The organism is Malikia sp., from assembly GCF_028687635.1.
Lineage (GTDB): Bacteria > Pseudomonadota > Gammaproteobacteria > Burkholderiales > Burkholderiaceae_C > Malikia.
On sequence record NZ_JAQTZS010000028.1, the window covers coordinates 20,521 to 39,091 of the forward strand.

The following is an 18,571-nucleotide window of genomic DNA, read 5'->3' on the forward strand; positions in this document are numbered from 1 at the left end:
CTTGAAAAACAATGGGTTGCAGCACCCTGGGCCGGTTTTTTCTGGCTGGCTCGCGGTGCTTGCAGCGCAGTGTAGCGCCTGGCCTCAAGAAATAGTGATTGAATTTAGTCAGTTTGAATTACCATTTGCGCATGCAAAAAAGTCCCGATTTCGACCCGCAGGACGAGGCTTGGCGCCTGACCCACATGGGCCGTCTCATGGGTCATGCCTTGCGCCGTTTCGACGAACGGGTGCTCGGGCTGATGGCGCACGCGCTCGATGTGCCGTTGGCGCTGTCCAACCTGGCGGCGCGCGGCCAGGTCGGCGCGGCCCATGTGCACATCACGCGCCACCTGCCGCTGGCCGGCGCGCGCCTGACCGAGCTGGCGCACAGCGCGGGCATGACCAAGCAGGCCATGGCGGGCCTGGTCGATCAGTGCGAGGCCTGGGGCCTGGTGCGGCGCGAGCCCGACTTGCTCGACGCGCGCGCGCGCCGCATCCGCTTCACGCCGGCAGGACTCGAATGGCTGCGGGCCTTCCGTCAGGCGGTGCGCCAGGCCGAGGCCGAGTTCCGCGACCAGGTCGGCGCGCCGGTCGCGACCGTGATCGCGATTGGCCTGGAGGCCTACGCCAACGGCTACCACGCGGGGGCCAGACCACCACGCGAGCGCGGGCCGGCATCGGAGCGGAGCCTAAAATAGGTCGGATAACACATGCGGCACCGACCCTGGTGCCGCCGTCTGGCGGCTGCTTGCGCGTGCCGCCGGAACGACCAGAATAGGAGACCCCATGCGCATCCTGATTGCAGAAGACGACCAGGTCCTGGCCGATGGCCTGTTGCGCACCCTGCGCGCGGCCGGCGCCGCGGTCGACCATGTCGCCAGCGGCAGCGAGGCCGACGCGGCGCTGATGACCAACCACGAGTTCGACCTGCTGATCCTCGACCTGGGCTTGCCGAGGATGCACGGGCTGGAGGTGCTCAAGCGCCTGCGCTCGCGCGGCTCCACGCTGCCGGTGCTGATCCTGACGGCGGCCGACAGCGTCGAGGACCGCGTCAAGGGGCTGGACTACGGCGCCGACGACTACATGGCCAAGCCCTTCGCGCTGCAGGAGCTGGAGGCGCGCGTGCGCGCGCTGACGCGCCGTGGCCTGGGTGGCGCCACCAGCCAGATCAAGCACGGGCCGCTGGTCTACGACCAGGCCGGCCGCGTCGCCACCATCGACGGCAGGATGGTCGAGCTGTCGGCGCGCGAACTCGGCCTGCTCGAGGTGCTGCTGCAGCGCGCCGGCCGCCTGGTCAGCAAGGACCAGCTGGTCGAGCGCCTGTGCGAGTGGGGCGAGGAGGTCAGCAACAACGCGATCGAGGTCTACATCCACCGCCTGCGCAAGAAGATCGAGAAAGGACCGATCCGGATCGCGACCGTGCGCGGGCTGGGCTACTGCCTTGAAAAAATCCCGGGCTGAGGCCCAGCGCAAGACTGGCCAGCGCGGCACGACCACGTTCGGACTGTTCCAGCGCGAGCAGCGCAGCCTGTTCGGCGAGATCCTGGACTGGATGCTGACGCCGCTGCTGCTGCTGTGGCCGCTGTCGCTGGCGCTGACCTGGTTCGTGGCCCAGGGCATCGCCAACAAGCCGTTCGACCGCGCGCTCGAATTCAACCTGCAGGCGCTGACCCAGTTCGTCGTGCTGCGGGCGCAGCAGCCGCAGTTCAACCTCACCGCCCAGGCGCGCGACCTGCTGCGCGCCGACGACACCGACCAGGTGTTCTACGCGGTGCGCACGGCCGATGGCCAGTTCATCAGCGGCGACCCCGAGTTTCCAGTGCCGCCCGACTCTGTGGTGGCCGAGGCCGACCAGGTGCGCCTGCGCGACGACCAGATCCGTGGCGAGGCGGTGCGGGTCGCCTATACCTGGATCGCGCGCGGCGAGCAGGACGAGCAGCTGGTGCTGCTGCAGGTCGCCGAGACGCTGGGCAAGCGCTCGCGGCTGGCGACCGAGATCATCAAGGGCGTGATGGTGCCGCAGTTCGTCACGCTGCCGCTGGCGGTGCTGCTGGTCTGGATGGCGCTGGTGCGTGGCATCCGGCCGCTCAACGAGCTCGAGCAGCGCATCCGCGCCCGCAAGCCCGACGACCTCAGCCCGCTGGAGCAGGAGTCGATCCCGCAGGAGGTGACACCGCTGGTGGGATCGATCAACGACCTGCTGGAGCGGCTGGCCGTGTCGCTGACGACGCAGCGGCGCTTCCTGGCCGACGCGGCGCACCAGCTCAGGACGCCGCTGGCGGGCTTGCGCATGCAGGCCGACCTGGCGTTGCGCGCGCAGGATGCCGAGGAGGTCAGGCGCTGCCTGCAGCAGATCGCGCGCTCCAGCGTGCGAGCCACCCACACCGTCAACCAGCTGCTGTCGCTGGCGCGCGCCGAGACCACCGGCCGCGCCCTGCCGAGCGAGCCGGTGGACCTGGGCGACCTCGCGACCGAGGTGATCGCCGACTCCTTCCCGCTGGCGCAGGACAAGCGGATCGACCTCGGCTACGAGGGGCCGGACCGCATTCCCGAGTCCTGCCGGCTGGATGGCAACCCGACCCTGTTGCAGGAGCTGGTGCGCAACCTGGTCGACAACGCGATCCACTACACGCCGGCCGGCGGCGTGGTGACGGTGCGGCTGACGCTGGACGGCGACAGCGGCGCCCAGCGGCTGGAGGTCGAGGACAACGGCCCCGGCATCCCGGAGTCCGAGCGCGAGCTGGTGCTGCAGCCCTTCTACCGCGTGCTGGGCAGCAACGTGGACGGTTCGGGCCTGGGCCTGGCCATCGTCAGCGAGGTCGCGCAGCAGTACCGCGCCACGGTCGAGCTGAGCGATGCGCATCCGGAGCAGGGCGCGCGCCGCGGCCTCAAGGTCACGGTACGCTTTTCGGCGCGGCTGGCGCCGGCCTGACGCCGGCTTATTGCGTTGTCAGCTCGCGGCGGCCTGGGCCGTCTTCTTCGCCGCGGCCTTTTTCGCTGGCGCTTTCTTCGCGGCGGCCTTCTTGGCCGGCGCCTTCTTGGCGGCGGTCTTGCGCGGCGGGTACTTGCTCTCGCGCGGCTCGAACTCGAAGCCGACCTTGCCGGCCTCGGCGTCCCAGGCCAGGAAGGCCTTGAAGGCGCGCTTGGTCTTGTTCGAGACGAACTTCTCCAGCAGGTCGGTCTTGCCGGTCGCCAGCAGCTTGCTCATCTGCTCGGGCGCGATCTCCTGCTGCAGGATGGTGGTGCCGCTCTTGAAGTCGCAGCTCGGCGCGGCCTGCTCCAGCGTCGGCACGGCCTTGCTGCAGACATAGTTGCTGCCATGCGGATGGACCGGGCCGCCGCACTTGGGGCAGGCGCCGAGCGGCTCGCGGCCGGAGAAGTCGGCCAGCTCGCCGGTTTCCTCGTCCTTCTTGTCGTCGCCGAAGTCGAACTCGAGCTTCCAGTTCCGGTCCTCGTCGCTGAACTTGAGCCGCAACTCGGCCACGAAGGGCCAGCCGGCCTTGGAGCGAAAGCCCTCCAGCGGGCCGATATGTCGGTTGGCCAGGAAGGATTCGGCCTCCTCGATCTCGAAGGTGCGCCCGGCCGGCGACTTGCCGAACGAGAAGCCGCAGCCGTCGGACTTGCCGTCGGCGCCGCAGCAGGTGTAGCGGCGGTAGTTCTCCTTGACCACGCCGCCGCAGTGGGGGCAGGGCGTCCGCAGCGTGGCGTAGTTGCCCGGCACGGTGTCGCGGTCGTATTCCTTGGCCTTCTTGACCATGCGCTCGGTCATGCTGGCGATTTCCTGCATGAAGGCTTCGCGGCTGAGCTGGCCCTGCTCCATCAGCGACAGCTTGTGCTCCCACTCGCCGGTCAGCGCCGGCTTGGACAGCTCCTCGACCCCGAGCCCGCGCAGCAGCGTCATGAGCTGGAACGCCTTGGCGGTCGGGATCAGCTCGCGGCCTTCGCGCAGCATGTATTTCTCGGTCAGCAGGCCTTCGATGATGGCGGCGCGCGTGGCTGGCGTGCCCAGGCCCTTGTCCTGCATCGCACTGCGCAGCTCGTCGTCGTCGATCAGCTTGCCGGCGCCTTCCATCGCGCCCAGCAGCGTGGCTTCGCTGTAGCGTGCCGGCGGTCGGGTCTTGAGCGGCTTGGGTTGCGCGTCGCGCGTCGCCACGGTCTCGCCCGGCTGCACCGGCACCAGGTTCTGGCCCTTGTCGCCTTCCTTGGCATCGGTCACGTCCTCGGCCGCTTCCTTGCCGTAGACCGCCATCCAGCCCGGCTTGACCAGCACCTTGCCCTCGGTCTTGAAATGGTGGCTGGCGCCACCTGCCTCGACCTTGCTGATGCGGGTCGTGACCATGAACTCGGCCACCGGGAAGAACACCGCCAGGAAGCGGCGCACCACCAGGTCATAGAGCTTCTGCTCGGCCTCGGACAGGCCGCTTGGGGCCTGCAGCGTCGGGATGATGGCGAAGTGGTCGCTGACCTTGCTGTTGTCGAACACGCGCTTGCTCGGCTTGACATGGCCCTGGGCCAGCGCGGTGCGCGCGTGCGGCGCCAGGTGGCCCAGCTCGCTGGCGGCCAGCATCTCGAAGGTCTCCTGGACCGTCGGCAGGTAGTCCTCGGGCAGCGCGCGGCTGTCGGTGCGCGGGTAGGTCAGCGCCTTGTGCTTTTCGTACAGGCTCTGCGCCAGCCCCAGCGTGGTCTTGGCCGAGAAGCCGAAGCGGCCGTTGGCCTCGCGCTGCAGGCTGGTCAGGTCGTAGAGCAGGCCGCTGGCCTGGGTGGTCGGCTTGGACTCCTCGCTCACGCTGGCGGGCTGGCCGCGCACGGCGTCGGCGATCTGCTGCGCCTGCCGCGCGCTCCAGACCCGGTCGGCCTTGAGCTCGGGGTCGGCGCCCTCGTCGCCGTTCCTGGCCGAGGGTTTCTTGAACGCCGGGTCGAACCACTTGCCCGGGTAGTCGCCGGCCTGGGCGCCGAAGCTGGCGTGGATTTCCCAGTAGTCGCGGCTGCGGAAGGCGCGGATCTTTTCCTCGCGCTCGACGACCACCGCCAGTGTCGGCGTCTGTACCCGGCCGACGGTGGTCAGGAAGAAGCCGCCGTCGCGCGAGTTGAACGCGGTCATGGCGCGGGTGCCGTTGATGCCGACCAGCCAGTCGGCCTCGGAGCGGCTGCGCGCGGCGTCGGCCAGCGGGCGCATCTGCTCGTCGCTGCGCAGCTGCTGGAAGCCGTCGCGGATCGCCTGCGGCGTCATCGACTGCAGCCACAGCCGCCGCACCGGCTTGTTCAGGCCCTTGGCGCCGCCGGCGTACTGCTCGATCAGGCGGAAGATCAGTTCACCCTCGCGCCCGGCGTCGCAGGCGTTGATCAGCGCGCCCACGTCCTTGCGCTTGGCCAGCCTGACCACCGCCGACAGGCGCGACTTGCTCTTGTCGATCGGCTTGAGGTCGAAATGTGGCGGGATCACCGGCAGGTGGGCGAAGCTCCATTTGCCGCGCTTGACGTCGTAGGCCTCGGGCGCGGCGATCTCGACCAGATGGCCCACGGCCGAGCTGACGAGGTATTGCTCGTTCTCGAAATGGTCATCATGCTTCTCGAACTTGCCCACCAGGGGCGTGAGCGCCCGCACGATGTCCTGGGCGACGGAAGGTTTTTCGGCTATGACCAGTGTTTTGGCGAAACTTTCAGTTTTCATCTCTACAATCAGCTCCCATGCGCGCACCTGCGCGCACTTGTGTGTACGTGCGCACTCGCGCGCACCTGCATGAATTCACCATACCAAAAATTTGGCGCATGGCCGACGGCAACGCAGTTTCTTCCCCCGCCAGCACGGTCAGGCCGCGCCGCCGCCTGCAGGTGCGCCGCTCCGGCGTGCATGGCAAGGGCGTGTTCGCCGTCGTCGATCTGGCGGCGGGCGAGCGCCTGATCGAATACACCGGCGAGGTCATCAGCTGGGACGAGGCGCTGCGCCGCCACCCGCACGACCCGGCCCAGCCCAACCACACCTTCTACTTCCATATCGATGATGGCCATGTGATCGATGGTGGCCAGGACGGCAATTCCTCGCGCTGGATCAACCACAGCTGCGAGCCCAACTGCGAGGCCGAGGAGGACGAACGCAAGCGGGTCTTCATCCACGCGCTGCGCGACATCGCGGCCGGCGAGGAGCTGTTCTTCGACTACGGCCTGGTGGTCGACGAGCGCTACACGGCCAAGCTCAAGGCCGAGTACGCCTGCCACTGCGGCAGCGCCCATTGTCGCGGCACCATGCTGGCGCCCAAGCGGCCGCGCGCGGCGCCGGCCAAGCGCTTGGCCAAACCGAAAGACAGCGCCTCATGAGCCGAGATCCGGTGGGTCCCGTTGACCCGGGCGCCGCCGCGCTGCGCGCGCTTACCCGTCAGGCCGAGGGCCTGTGGCAGGCGGTACACCCGACCTGGCCCGACTTCTCGGTCGAGGTGCTGCCGAGCATCGACTCGACCAACACCGAGCTGATGCGGCGCGCGCGCGCCGGCGATCGCTCGCCCACCCTGCTGGTCGCGCTGGAGCAGAGCGCCGGGCGCGGGCGGCGCGGCAAGCAGTGGCACAGCCGGCCCGGCGGCTCGCTGACCTTCTCGCTCGGGCTGCCCTACCGGCCGGCGGACTGGTCCGGCCTGTCGCTGGCGGTCGGTGTCAGCCTGGCCGAAAGCCTGCATCCCGAGGTCCGGCTCAAGTGGCCCAACGACCTCTGGTGGCGCGGCCGCAAGCTCGGTGGCATCCTGATCGAGGTCGCTTCGCTGGGGGAGCGGCGCCATGCGGTGATCGGGGTCGGCCTGAACGTCGAGTTGCCCGAACTGCCCGCCTGGTCGCCGGTTCCGGTCGACGAGGCCGCCGCCGTGGCCTTGCCGCCCGTGCCGCCGGCCGCGCTGCGGGAACTGGCTCCTGGCCGCGATGCCGGCCAATGGCTGGCCGCCGTGATCCCCGCCCTGGTGCGGGACCTGCGGGCCTTCGAGCGCGCGGGCTTCGCCGCCTTCGCCGCCCGCTTTGCCGCTCGCGATGCCCTGGCCGGCCTGGAGCTGCGCCTGTCCGACGGGCAGGAGGGCCAGGCCGCCGGCGTCGGGCCGGACGGCGCGCTGCGCCTGCGCACCGCAGCCGGCCTGGTCGACATCACCAGCGCCGAAGTCAGCGTGCGTCCGCGCTGACGGCGCCGGCCGGGGCGGTCGGCGCTGCCGCTGCAAAGCCGGCACAATCACGCTTTTCCTTTCCATCCCGCCTCGAAAATCCCACCATGCAAATCACCAAAGACACCGTCGTCACGCTGAGCTACCAGGTCGCCGATGCCCAGGGCAAGCTGCTCGAAGCCAGCCCCGAGCCGATGGCCTACCTGCACGGCGGCTATGGCAACACCTTCGAGAAGATCGAGGCCGCGCTGGAAGGCCAGCAGGCCGGCTTCGCCACCACCGTGGTGCTGGAGCCGGCCGACGCCTTCGGCGAGCGCGACGAGAGCCTGGTGCGGACCATCGCCAAGGTCGATTTCCCGCCCGGCGTCAAGGTCGGCGGCACCCTGCGCGGCGTGGCCGACGACGGCGGCGAACGCATCTTCACCGTGGTCAAGATCAAGGGTCCGCAGGTGATCCTGGACGGCAATCACCCGCACGCCGGCAAGACGCTGCGCTTCAGCCTCAAGGTCGAGTCGGTCCAGGCCGCCACGGCCGAGGAAGTCGCGCATGGCCACGCCCATGGCGCGCACGGCCACCATCACTGAGTCCGGTGGTCGGGGACGCTCCCACATGCCCCTGTCTGCGTCAATCATCGAATACCCTAAGAAATTGCTGGGATTTCCTTGAAAAAATTGTCATTTTCATTAAAAATACATTTTCAGATGATGGTGATTGACTAAATTGCTCGTCGAACTTTCGGGGGACTGATCGGTCCGATGGGCAATCCCATCCGGGCCGGGTAGTGTCCGAAGAAGAGATGATGATGAACTTGCGTGATATGTCGGTTCGGCTCAAGCTGAACCTGGCTTTTGGCGGCCTGGCGGCCTTGGTGTTGCTGGTTTCCGGTCTGTCCCTGCTGGCGCTCGATGCCGCCAACCAGCGCTTCATGGACTATGTCGACGGACTCAATGCGCGCGCCACGGCGGCGGAGCATGTCCTGAGCGCCATCGATCGCCGGGCCATCGCCGCCCGCAACCTAGTCCTGGCCAGCAAGCCCGAGGATCTGGCGCTTGAGCAGGCCAATGTCCAGCAGGCACATCAAGAGGTGTGGTCCAGCCTGGCCCAGCTCAAGCAGATGATGGCCATTGCCACCGACACCACGGCCCAGGCCCACCAGCTGGTCGCGGACATCGATCGCGTCGAGCGGCGCTATGGCCCCGTGGCGCTGTCCATCGCCGACCTGGCGCTGCAGGGGAAACACGCCGAGGCCATCGCCAAGATCAACGACGAGTGCCGCCCGTTGCTGGCAGAACTGCACAAGGTGGCCTATGCCTATGCGGCAACGGCCGAAGCCCGGACTGTCGAATTGAAGCAGGAGGCGCGAACCGATCTGCTGGTGCAGAAGATCGAACTGATCCTTGCCTGTCTGGTGGCCGTCGCCGCCGCCCTCGTGACGGGCTGGCTGATGGCGCGCAGCATCACCGCCCCCCTGAACCAGGCGGTCGCGGTGGCCGACCGGATTGCCGAGGGCGACCTGGACAACCGGATCGAAGTCCATTCCAAGGACGAAACCGGCCAGTTGCTGCGCTCGCTCGACCACATGCAGAGCGGCCTGATCAAGACGGTCCAGGTGGTGCTTTCCAGTGCCGCTGGCGTGGCCTCGGCCAGTACTCAGATCGCGCAGGGCAACCTGGACCTGTCGTCCCGGACCGAGAACCAGGCCAGCGCGCTGGAGGAAACCTCGGCCTCGATGGAGCAGCTGGGCTCGACCGTGCGGCAGAACTCGGACAACGCGCGCCAGGCCAACCAGCTGGCCCAGAGCGCCAGCGAGATCGCGGTCAAGGGCGGCGAAGTGGTGGCCCAGGTGGTCGACACGATGAAGGGCATCAACGAGAGCTCGCGCCGCATCGCCGACATCATCGGCGTGATCGATGGCATCGCCTTCCAGACCAATATCCTGGCCTTGAACGCCTCGGTGGAGGCGGCACGGGCCGGCGAGCAGGGGCGCGGTTTTGCCGTGGTGGCGGCCGAAGTGCGCAGCCTGGCGGTGCGCAGCGCCGAGGCCGCCAAGGAGATCAAGGGCCTGATCACGACCAGCGTCGACCGGGTCGAGCAGGGGTCGATGCAGGTGGATCAGGCCGGCGCGACCATGAACGAGGTGGTGGCCGGTATCCGGCGTGTCACCGACATCATGGGCGAGATCAGCGCGGCCAGCGCCGAGCAGAGCTCGGGCGTGGGGCAGGTCGGCGAGGCCGTGATGCAGATGGACCACGCCACGCAGCAGAACGCCGCGCTGGTCGAGGAGATGGCCGCCGCCGCGACCAGTCTGAAGGCGCAGGCGCAGGAACTGGTGCAGACCGTGTCGATCTTCAAGCTGGGCCAGCACGAGGCTGCTGCGAGCCGCGCACGGCAGCCGGTGCCGCAGCTGGTGCCGCGTGCCGTCCGCGCGCCCGAGCGCCACGCTGCCGCGCCGGAGAACGGGGTCGAACGCAGGAAGACCGCCGAGGCGGCCAGCCCCGCCAGCCCCGCCAGCCCCGATCACGAAGACTGGGAAACCTTCTGATTCGCCGTCGTCAGCGGTTCGCGCGGGGCATCCGGGCCAGCGCCCAGGCGAACCAGGCGCCGTCCGGCGCATCGGGCCAGCGGACACAGCGGGCCGACAGCCGGCAAGTCTGCAGGCGCTGCTGCCGCGCGGGTGACCATTCCTCCAGCGCCAGGCCCAGGCATTTGCTGGCCGCTTCCATGCCGGTCCAGTCCCGCGCGAACTGTCGCGCGCGCGCGTCCGGCTCCAGCCTGGCCAGCCTGGCTACCGCCAGCGGGCCGAGGTAGAGCCGCGCCACCCCCTCCCAGTCCGGCAGCGCGGTGACGGCCGTCAGGTCGATGCCGATGTCGGCGCCCGGGCAGAGCCCGACGATGGCCAGTTCGCCGCAGTAGCTGAGGCTCGGCGACAGGCGCAGGCCCCGCCAGTCCACGGCCAGCCGAGGCTGCTGGCCGGCCTCGAAAACCAGACCCAGCCTGTCCGCGGGCTGTCCCAGGTAGTGCGACAGCAGCTGGGCCAGCTGCAGGCGGACCTGTCGCCGCAGTCCGGCCCGTCCGGCTTCCCGGCCCTCACGGTCCGCCTGGCAGGCCCAGACCAGCGGCTGGCCGGCCGCGAGGGCGGGCCGCTCGTCGGGCCTCAGCAGCCGCGGCCCCATCGGGTCAGGCCTGCCAGGCGCGGGCCGGCGATCCGGTCCAGCTGCTGCGGGCCGGCAGCGACTCGCCCTTCATGATCAGCGACAGCGGGCCGACCTGGACCTGATCGCCCAGCGCCGTGTCGTACAGCACCGTGCTGCGCGTGCCCAGCGTGACCCGGTTGCCGATCCGGATCCGGCCTATCTTCATGATCCGGTCCTCGAACAGGTGGGTTTGCGGTCCGGACCAGGCGTTGAGCTCGCTCTCGTCGCCGATGCTGACGCAGTCGAACTCGGTGAAGTCGGTGCTGTCGAGGTAGACGCCGCGCCCCAGGCGCACGCCGAGCAGGCGCAGCGCCACCGGCAGCATCGGCGTGCCGCGCAGGTATTCGAGGCAGTTGGGCACGGCGATCGATTCGTAGACGCTGGTCACGGCCTCGCTGATCCAGACGAAGGGCGTCCACATCGGCGCGGCACGCGGCCGGTAGCGGCCGATCAGCAGCCACTTGAGCGCGACCACGAACAGGAAGCAGCCGATGCCGTAGTAGATGCCGGCCAGGCCCAGCTCGAATGCCAGCCGCAGCCAGTCGCCTTCGGCGGCGACCGGCATCTCGGCGCCCACGATCACGTAGCCGGCGCCAATCACGAGCGACAGCGGCAGCACGATGCGCGCGGCCTCGACCAGCGCGCGACCCAGGCGGCGCCAGGGCGAGGGCCTGAAGGTCAGCGCGTCGGGGAAACCGTGCAGCGTCTCGCGCGCGGGCAGTTCGAGCGCCGGTGAACCGACCCAGGTCTGGCCGGGCTGCATCTGTTCGGTCGCCGGTGCCTTCGACTGCACGCCGATCAGCACATCGTGCGGCAGCGTGGTGCCGTCGGGCACATAGGCGCCGTTGCCGACGAAGCTGCGCGGTCCGATCACCGTGTAATCGACCGACATCCAGCCGCCGTCGACCTCCTCGTCGCCCAGCATCACGCCGTCGGCGATGAAGCAGTCATCGCCCAGCGTCAGCATGTCGGGGATCAGGCCCATGGCGGTCGAGATCTCGGCGTTGCGGCCGATCCTGGCGCCGAGCAGCCGGTACCAGAACGGGGCGTAGACGGTGGCATAGACGCCGTGCAGCACATGCAGGCTGGCGACCTGGATCTGGTTGGCCAGCCATTTGCGGCAGTACATATTGCTGTGCACCGGCCAGCTGCCGGGCGTCAGCCGCGGCAGCACCAACCAGCGGATCGCGGCGGCGATCAGCGCGGTGCCGACGATCAGCAGCGCGCTGGCCGGCAGCGCGTAGAGCGCGTACTGCAGCACCGCGAACAGCTTGCCATGCACCTCGATCGAGTGTTCCTGCAACCGGGCCTCGATCGCATCGATCAGCACGAAGGCGGGAAAGATGGGCAGGAAGAACAGCACCGAGGTCAGCGCGGCGCCGAGCGAGAAGAACAGGGCTTCGCCGGTACGCCGCAGCCGAGTGACGTCCGGGCGCGGCTGGCGTTGCCCGGGCGACCACAGCCGTTGCCGTTGCGCCGGCGCGCCATCCCAGACTTCGCGGGCGCCGATGCGGCCGCCTCTGGCCAGCGCGGCCAGCCCTTCGAGCCGGCCATGGTCCGCGATCGCGCTGTCGCCTTCCATCACGGCGTAGGAGCCGACATAGGCCTCGCGGCCGATCTCGATCGCGCCGACCACCAGCTCGCCGCGCTCGACGCGCACGTTCTCGAGGTTGACGTTGGAGCCGAGGCTGGCACCGTCGCCGATGCGCAGCAGGTGCGGCTGGCGCACCGTCACCGAGCCGATCACCACGTCGGCGCCGATCCGCGCGCCCATCGCGCGCAGGTAGCCGTTGTAGAGCGAACTGCCCGACAGCAGATAGGCCGGCGCGATCTGGTGCAGGCGGTCGGCCAGCCACCAGCGGAAGTAGTTGCCGCCCCAGAGCGGGTAGCGCCCTGCCTTCAGTCCGCTCAGCAGCAGCCGGCTGCCCGACATCGCGATACCCAGGCTCACCAGGTGGCTGGCCAGGAAGACCAGCACCGAGGCCAGCACCGCGAACGCGACGCCGTCTTCGGGCTCGCCGGTGTAGTAGTGGTAGGTGAAGAAGGGCGCCAGCCAGTTCATGATGTGCAGCGCGATCAGCGCCGGCAGCGTCAGCGCCTGTGCCAGGCCGCAGAGCCAACGGCGCGGGCGCGGCACCGTCGCGAAGACCATCGGCTCCGCCGCCACCCGCGCCTGGCCGGCCTCCATCGCGGCGGCGATCGCCCCGACCCGGCGCTGGCCGTAGACATCGTTGACCGTCATGCCGGCGTAGCGCCCGTCCTCGCGCAGCGCCGACACCAGCCGCGCCGCCAGCAGCGAATGGCCGCCGAGGTCGTCGAAGAAGTCGCCGCCACGCTGGATCGGCAGGCCGGGGAAGAAGCGCGCCAGCGCCGCGAACAGCGCGGTCTCGGCCTCGGTCTCGGGCAGGTCCGACTCGCTGCGCTCCGTCGCGGACAGGGCGGCCATCGGCCATGCGCGCAGCGCCTTGCGGTCGATCTTGCCCGAGGTCAGGCGCGGGATGGTGTCGACCAGCTCGAAGCGGCTCGGCACCATGTAGGGCGGCAGCGTTTCACGCAGTTGCGCGCGCAGTTGTGCGATCTGGACCGGCTGGCCGCCGCCCGGGACGATGTAGGCCACGAGCTGGTCGATGCCGTCCACCGGCTTGAGCACCACGGCGGCGGTGCCGTTGGGCAGCTGCCGGCTCAGCGCGGCCTCGATCTCGCCGAGCTCGACCCGAAAACCCCGTACCTTGACCTGGTCGTCGGCGCGTCCCAGGCAGTGGATCTGCCCCTGTTCGTCGATGCGCGCGAGGTCGCCGGTGCGGTAGAGGCGTGGCTCGCCGGCATGTTCCGCCCAGGGGTTGGGCAGGAACTTCTCGGCCGTCAGCTCGGGCCGGCCCAGGTAGCCCTCGGCGACGCCGGGGCCGATGATGCAGAGCTCGCCGGTTGCGCCGGCGGGCAGCAGCTTCATCTCGGCGTCGACCACCAGCAGGCCGTAGTTGGGCAGCGGCTGGCCGATCGTGACCGGATCGCCCGGTCGCAGCTCGGCCAGGCTGGCCGAGACGGTGGCCTCGGTCGGTCCGTAGCTGTTGAACAGGCGGCGCGTTGGCGTCGCCCAGCGCTCGACCAGCGCGGGCGGGCAGATCTCGCCGCCGAGGTTGATCAGGCGCAGGCTGGGCACATCGGCGCCGAACAGCGCCAGCAGGGTCGGCACCGCATGCAGCACCGTGATGCCCTGCCGCGCCAGCGCCAGCGGCAGCGCGTCGGGGTCGGCGGTGATCTCGCGCGGCGCGATCCACAGCGTGGCGCCGACCAGGTAGGAGATCCAGATCTCCTCGAACGACATGTCGAAGGCGACCGAGAAGCCCTGGTAGACCCGGTCGTCGGCGCGTACGCCGAGCCGCTCGTTTTCGCTGCGCAGGAAATGGCAGATCGCGCCCTGGTTGATCGGCACCCCCTTGGGCTTGCCGGTCGAGCCCGAGGTGTAGATCACGTAGGCCGGATGCCGCGGGCCGGCGCCACCGCGGCGCAGCAGCGGGCCGTCGACCTTCTGCATCAGCTCCGGCTGGTCCCAGATCGGGCAATCGATCGCGTCGAGCCCTTCCCGCAGCCCATGTCCCGTGACGATGCCGACGGCCTGCGCGTCCTCCAGGCAGACCATCACGCGCTCGGCCGGTGTGTCGGCGTCGAACGGCAGCCAGGCCGCGCCGGTCTTGGCGATCGCGAGCTGGCTCGCCAGCAGGTCGATGCCGCGCGGCAGCCACAGGCCGACGATCTGGCCGGGGCGCACGCCCTGCTTGATCAGGTGATGCGCCATCAGGCTGGCGCGTTCGTCGAGCTCGCGGTAGCTCAGGCTCAGCGCGCCGCAGACCAGCGCGGTCTGGTCCGGCTGGCTGGCTGCCGTGGCTTCGAACAGGTCGGCGAGCACTTCGTCGCGAAGCAGCTCAGGACGGGAGGAACCCCTCAGAATCATAGATTAACCATCGGCGTGAAATGGGATAGCCCGGGGCTGACGCCGCCTGGTGCTGAGCGCTGGCATCGAATCGGGTCAAACGCTCGATTCTGCTTGAGATTTCCAGGGGTGCAAGTGCTTGCGCCAACCCCCGACCCTTTTAACGCGCCCTGGTCGGTGCTTGATCCAGCCCGGGCCTGCTGCCAGGGTCTTGTCAGCGGGTCGCCGGCACCAGGAAGCGGGCCGCCACCAGCATCAGCAGCATGACCACGCCGGTACCCAGGAAGTCACCCAGTGCCATCGCCAGCGCGGAGGGCCAGACCGTCTCGCTGCTGCGCAGTCCCAGCGACCAGAAGTAGCCGTTGATCGCGACGCCGTGCAGCACGGTGTTGATCGCATCGATCTGCACGACATCCCAGAAGCTCAGGCCTTCGAGCACCGAGCCCAGCGCCTTGCGCCTGAACATCCAGCCAACCACGAGCCAGGTCATGCCGACCGACAGCGCCGCGTAGCCCAGCTGCCAGGACAGGGCCAGGTCCGGCCAGAAGCGGGGCGACAGGCTGAGCAGGGCGAGGCCGCAGCCCAGCGCGCCACGCCAGCTGCCCACCATGATCATGACCAGCTTGATGCCCGCTGGCAGGAACAGCAGCTCCACGCCTTGCGCGTAGGCCACATAGGGCAGCAGCAACTCATGGAACTCGTAGGCCAGCCAGTAGAGCGTGAAGCCCAGCGCGATCAGACCGAGGTCCTGTGCCGTCAGCGGCCAGCGGGATGATGGAATGTGGTCTTGGGAGAGGGGCATGTGCGCAGGCGTCTCGGAAGGCAAGGCCATCCGGTCGATGGGGGGCTGGCCCAGCGGGCGGCTAGGGTCAACCCTAGATTGTCGCAGCCGGCCAAAATTTGAACATCCCCTTTTTCGGGGAGGCAGCCGCCCGGTCTGGCGGCCCGGCCATGAAAAACCCGCCACTGGGGCGGGTCCTGGCTGGCGGGCCACCCGGGCAGGTGGCCGGAGTCGGTTAGTTCGACACCACGCGCACCATCTCCAGACACTTGGCGGCGTAGCCCCACTCGTTGTCGTACCAGGCCACGACCTTGACGAAGCTCTGGTCCAGCGCCAGGCCGGCCTCGGAGTCGAACACGCTGGTGCAGTACTCGCCGCGGAAGTCGGTCGAGACCACCTTCTCGTTGGTGTAGCCCAGCACGCCCTTCAGCTTGCCCTCGGACTGGGCCTTCATCTCGGCGCAGATTTCCTCGTAGCTGACGTCGCTGTTGAGCTCGACCGTCAGGTCGACCACCGACACGTCCGAGGTCGGGACGCGGAAGCTCATGCCGGTCAGCTTCTTGTTGAGCTCGGGGATGACCTTGCCGACGGCCTTGGCCGCGCCCGTGCTCGACGGGATGATGTTCTCCAGGATGCCGCGGCCGCCGCGCCAGTCCTTGCGCGAGGTGCCGTCGACGGTCTTCTGGCTCGCGGTGGCGGCGTGAATGGTGGTCATCAGGCCACGCTTGATGCCCCACTTGTCGTTGAGCACCTTGGCCACCGGGGCCAGCGCGTTGGTGGTGCAGGACGCGTTGGAGATCACGGCCTCGCCGGCGTACTTCTCGTGGTTGACGCCGTAGACGAACATCGGCACCTCATCCTTGGACGGGGCCGAGATCACGACCTTCTTGGCGCCGGCATTCAGGTGGATCTGGTTGCTCTCGGCGGTCAGGAACTGGCCGGTGCATTCGAGCACCACCTCGACGCCCATCTCGGCCCACTTGAGCTGCGGGTTGTCGCGCTCGTGCGTCAGCGCGATGCGCTTGCCGTTGACGACCAGCGCCTCGTTGCCGTCGAAGCTGACTTCACCGTCGAAGCGGCCGTGCACGCTGTCGTACTTGAGCATGTAGGCCAGGTAGTCGGCCGGCTTGGGGTCGTTGATGCCGACGATCTCGATGTCGTCGAAGCGTGCCACGGCGGCGCGCAGCGCCAGACGACCGATGCGGCCGAAACCGTTGATGCCCAGTTTGATGGTCATGGTGTTGTTTTTCCGGAAGTTACAAAATCGTTGCGGATCTCAGTTCTTCTTGCCGAGCACGGCCAGCACGGTGGCGGCGACGTTCTCGGGCGTGAAGCCGAAATGCTTGAACAGCACCGGGGCCGGGGCCGACTCGCCATAGCTGTCGATGCCGACCACGGCGTCGCAGCGGTATTTCCACCAGCCGTCGGTCGAACCCATCTCGACCGCGATGCGAGGTACGCCGGCCGGCAGCACGCTGGTCTTGTAGTCGCCGTCCTGGCGGTCGAAGGTGGTGGTGCTCGGCATCGAGACCACGCGCACGGCGACATCCTGTGCCGCCAGCATTTCCTGCGCCTTGACGGCCAGCTGCACCTCGGAGCCGGTGGCGATGATCACGGCCTTGGCCTTCTTGCTCTTCTTGAAGCCGCAGTCGGCCGGCTCGCTCAGCACGTAGGCGCCCTTGGCGATGTCGTCGAGCGAGGACTTGGGCGCGTAAGGCAGGTTCTGGCGGCTCAGCAGCAGCGCGGTCGGCCGGTCGGTGTTGCGCAGCGCGACGGTCCAGGCGACGGCGGTCTCGGCGGTGTCGCCCGGGCGCCAGACGTCGAGGTTGGGGATCAGGCGCAGGCTGGCGGCATGCTCGATCGACTGGTGGGTCGGGCCGTCCTCGCCCAGACCGATCGAGTCGTGGGTGAACACATGCACCACGCGCTGCTTCATCAGCGCGGCCATGCGGATCGCGTTGCGGCTGTAGTCGCTGAAGGTCAGGAAGGTGCCGCCGTAGGGGATGAAGCCGCCGTGCAGCGCGATGCCGTTCATGACCGCGGCCATGCCGAACTCGCGCACGCCGTAGTTGATGTGGCGGCCGCCCTGGCCGGCCTCGTTCTTGACCACGGCGCCATTGGCGTCAAAGCGCAGGTTGGGCGTGGACTTGGTGTTGGTCAGGTTGGAGCCGGTCAGGTCGGCCGAGCCGCCCAGCAGCTCGGGCAGCGCGGCGGTGAAGGCTTCCAGCGCCAGCTGGCTGGCCTTGCGGCTGGCCACGGTCTCGGCCTTGTCGTGGGCGGCGGCCAGGGTGTCGGCAGCGATCTGCTCGAAGTGCTTCGGCAGCTCGCCCTTCATGCGGCGCCCGAATTCCTTGGCTTCCTTCGGGAACGCCTTCTTGTAGGCGGCGAAGCGCGAGTCCCAGGCCTTCTCGGCGGCCTTGCCAGCCTCCTTGGCGTCCCAGGCGGTGTAGATTTCCTGCGGGATCTCGAACGGGCCGTAAGTCCAGCCCAGCGCCTCGCGCGTCAGCTTGATCTCCTCGGCGCCGAGCGGCTCGCCATGCGCCTTCGAGGTGTTGGCGCGGTTCGGGCTGCCCTTGCCGATGTGGGTCTTGCAGCAGATCAGGGTCGGCTTGGTCGCGTCGAGCTTGGCCTGGGCAATGGCGGCATCGACCGCGTCGGCGTCATGGCCGTCGACGGCGCGGATCACGTTCCAGCCGCAGGCCTCGAAGCGCTTGGGGGTGTCGTCGATGAACCAGGGCGCGACCTGGCCGTCGATCGAGATGCCATTGTCGTCGTAGAGCGCGATCAGCTTGCCCAGCTTCCAGGCGCCGGCCAGCGCGATCGCCTCGTGGCTGATGCCTTCCATCAGGCAGCCGTCGCCGAGGAAGACATAGGTGCGGTGGTCGACGATCTCGTGGCCGTCACGGTTGAATTCGGCCGCCAGCAGCTTCTCGGCCAGCGCGAAGCCGACCGCGTTGGTGATGCCCTGACCCAGCGGGCCGGTGGTGGTCTCGACGCCCGGGGTGTGACCGACTTCCGGGTGGCCGGCGGTCTTGGAGCCGAGCTGGCGGAAGTTCTTCAGCTCGCTCATCGGCAGCTTGTAGCCGCTCAGGTGCAGCAGCGCGTAGATCAGCATCGAGCCGTGGCCGTTCGACAGCACGAAGCGGTCGCGGTCGAACCAGGCCGGGTTGGCCGGGCTGTGCTTGAGGTGGCGACCCCACAGCGCGACGGCCATGTCGGCCATGCCCATGGGCGCGCCCGGGTGGCCGGAGTTGGCTTGCTGCACGGCATCCATCGCCAGGGCGCGGATGGCGTTGGCCATGGTCCGCGCGTTGACGGCAGCGGCTTGGGGATGGGTCTTGGCGTCGGTCATGGGAAGCCTCAAAAATCTAAACCCGGGATTTTATCTGGGCACTTCCGACGGCCGCAAAAAACGCCGTTTCAATCAGCAATTCTCAATTTGGCCGAACGAGAGCAAACTGAGGGCGTAGAGACTTCAAGCAGAGGCTGTCATGGCTGGAGTGGTCAAGGGCAAGACGCTGGATTTCGCGCAAGTGATGCATCGGGTGCG

Annotated in this window: 13 protein-coding genes; 7 read left to right on the forward strand and 6 right to left on the reverse strand. The window is 68.7% G+C overall.

The window, feature by feature from the left end; genetic code table 11:
- Nucleotides 1–131 precede the first annotated feature (131 nt).
- The 3 genes from PHR85_RS13145 to PHR85_RS13155 all read left to right on the forward strand — a co-directional run bounded on the left by PHR85_RS13145 (nt 132) and on the right by PHR85_RS13155 (nt 2,914).
- Nucleotides 132–680 carry a MarR family transcriptional regulator gene (locus PHR85_RS13145; RefSeq protein ID WP_300054982.1) on the forward strand — a complete coding sequence of 183 codons (549 nt, stop codon included), beginning with the start codon at nt 132–134 and terminating at the stop codon, nt 678–680.
- Between the two features lie 88 nt (nt 681–768).
- Nucleotides 769–1,443 (forward strand): response regulator transcription factor, encoded by a 675-nt coding sequence (locus tag PHR85_RS13150; protein ID WP_300054985.1) that lies wholly within the window; start codon nt 769–771, stop codon nt 1,441–1,443.
- 91 nt (nt 1,444–1,534) lie between these two features.
- Complete coding sequence (locus tag PHR85_RS13155) at nt 1,535–2,914, forward strand: sensor histidine kinase N-terminal domain-containing protein (protein ID WP_300055016.1); 1,380 nt, start codon at nt 1,535–1,537, stop codon at nt 2,912–2,914.
- An 18-nt stretch (nt 2,915–2,932) separates the two neighbouring features.
- Here the strand turns inward: PHR85_RS13155 and PHR85_RS13160 are convergent, their stop codons facing one another.
- A complete protein-coding gene (locus tag PHR85_RS13160; protein ID WP_300054988.1) occupies nt 2,933–5,653 on the reverse strand; it encodes a DNA topoisomerase III in 2,721 nt (906 codons plus the stop codon).
- 98 nt (nt 5,654–5,751) lie between these two features.
- On the opposite strand from PHR85_RS13160, the gene PHR85_RS13165 reads away from it, so the two are divergent.
- From PHR85_RS13165 to PHR85_RS13180, 4 genes are all read left to right on the forward strand, one after another.
- On the forward strand, nt 5,752–6,297 hold the full coding sequence (locus tag PHR85_RS13165) for an SET domain-containing protein-lysine N-methyltransferase (RefSeq protein ID WP_300054991.1): 546 nt from the start codon (nt 5,752–5,754) through the stop codon (nt 6,295–6,297).
- A complete protein-coding gene (locus PHR85_RS13170) occupies nt 6,294–7,136 on the forward strand; it encodes a biotin--[acetyl-CoA-carboxylase] ligase (RefSeq protein WP_300054994.1) in 843 nt (280 codons plus the stop codon). The genes PHR85_RS13165 and PHR85_RS13170 overlap by 4 nt, the downstream gene beginning before the upstream one ends.
- An 86-nt stretch (nt 7,137–7,222) precedes the next feature.
- Nucleotides 7,223–7,699 (forward strand): peptidylprolyl isomerase, encoded by a 477-nt coding sequence (locus PHR85_RS13175; RefSeq protein WP_300054997.1) that lies wholly within the window; start codon nt 7,223–7,225, stop codon nt 7,697–7,699.
- Between the two features lie 218 nt (nt 7,700–7,917).
- Nucleotides 7,918–9,657, forward strand: coding sequence for a methyl-accepting chemotaxis protein (locus PHR85_RS13180; RefSeq protein ID WP_300054999.1), 1,740 nt, complete (start codon nt 7,918–7,920; stop codon nt 9,655–9,657).
- Between the two features lie 10 nt (nt 9,658–9,667).
- Here PHR85_RS13180 and PHR85_RS13185 read toward each other — a convergent pair whose 3' ends face one another.
- The 5 genes from PHR85_RS13185 to tkt form a co-directional block, all read right to left on the reverse strand.
- A complete protein-coding gene (locus PHR85_RS13185) occupies nt 9,668–10,288 on the reverse strand; it encodes a 4'-phosphopantetheinyl transferase superfamily protein (RefSeq protein ID WP_300055002.1) in 621 nt (206 codons plus the stop codon).
- Nucleotides 10,289–10,292: 4 nt separating this feature from the next.
- Complete coding sequence (locus PHR85_RS13190; RefSeq protein ID WP_367278755.1) at nt 10,293–14,216, reverse strand: Pls/PosA family non-ribosomal peptide synthetase; 3,924 nt, start codon at nt 14,214–14,216, stop codon at nt 10,293–10,295.
- Nucleotides 14,217–14,454: 238 nt separating this feature from the next.
- Complete coding sequence (locus tag PHR85_RS13195) at nt 14,455–15,042, reverse strand: hypothetical protein (RefSeq protein WP_300055007.1); 588 nt, start codon at nt 15,040–15,042, stop codon at nt 14,455–14,457.
- 214 nt (nt 15,043–15,256) lie between these two features.
- Complete coding sequence (gene gap / locus PHR85_RS13200; protein ID WP_300055009.1) at nt 15,257–16,258, reverse strand: type I glyceraldehyde-3-phosphate dehydrogenase; 1,002 nt, start codon at nt 16,256–16,258, stop codon at nt 15,257–15,259.
- 39 nt (nt 16,259–16,297) lie between these two features.
- Entirely contained in the window at nt 16,298–18,373 is a 2,076-nt protein-coding gene (gene tkt / locus PHR85_RS13205; protein WP_300055012.1) for a transketolase, read from the reverse strand.
- Between the last annotated feature and the right edge of the window lie 198 nt (nt 18,374–18,571).

What these genes read in the sequence shown, in the direction of transcription:
- PHR85_RS13155 (WP_300055016.1), top strand. Translation starts at nt 1,535, where the DNA reads ATGCTGACGCCGCTGCTGCTGCTGTGGCCGCTGTCGCTGGCGCTGACC.
- PHR85_RS13160 (WP_300054988.1), bottom strand. Translation starts at nt 5,653, where the DNA reads ATGAAAACTGAAAGTTTCGCCAAAACACTGGTCATAGCCGAAAAACCT.
- PHR85_RS13170 (WP_300054994.1), top strand. Translation starts at nt 6,294, where the DNA reads ATGAGCCGAGATCCGGTGGGTCCCGTTGACCCGGGCGCCGCCGCGCTG.
- PHR85_RS13195 (WP_300055007.1), bottom strand. Translation starts at nt 15,042, where the DNA reads ATGCCCCTCTCCCAAGACCACATTCCATCATCCCGCTGGCCGCTGACG.
- PHR85_RS13185 (WP_300055002.1), bottom strand. Translation starts at nt 10,288, where the DNA reads ATGGGGCCGCGGCTGCTGAGGCCCGACGAGCGGCCCGCCCTCGCGGCC.
- PHR85_RS13165 (WP_300054991.1), top strand. Translation starts at nt 5,752, where the DNA reads ATGGCCGACGGCAACGCAGTTTCTTCCCCCGCCAGCACGGTCAGGCCG.
- PHR85_RS13175 (WP_300054997.1), top strand. Translation starts at nt 7,223, where the DNA reads ATGCAAATCACCAAAGACACCGTCGTCACGCTGAGCTACCAGGTCGCC.
- gap (WP_300055009.1), bottom strand. Translation starts at nt 16,258, where the DNA reads ATGACCATCAAACTGGGCATCAACGGTTTCGGCCGCATCGGTCGTCTG.
- PHR85_RS13150 (WP_300054985.1), top strand. Translation starts at nt 769, where the DNA reads ATGCGCATCCTGATTGCAGAAGACGACCAGGTCCTGGCCGATGGCCTG.
- PHR85_RS13145 (WP_300054982.1), top strand. Translation starts at nt 132, where the DNA reads ATGCAAAAAAGTCCCGATTTCGACCCGCAGGACGAGGCTTGGCGCCTG.
- PHR85_RS13180 (WP_300054999.1), top strand. Translation starts at nt 7,918, where the DNA reads ATGAACTTGCGTGATATGTCGGTTCGGCTCAAGCTGAACCTGGCTTTT.
- tkt (WP_300055012.1), bottom strand. Translation starts at nt 18,373, where the DNA reads ATGACCGACGCCAAGACCCATCCCCAAGCCGCTGCCGTCAACGCGCGG.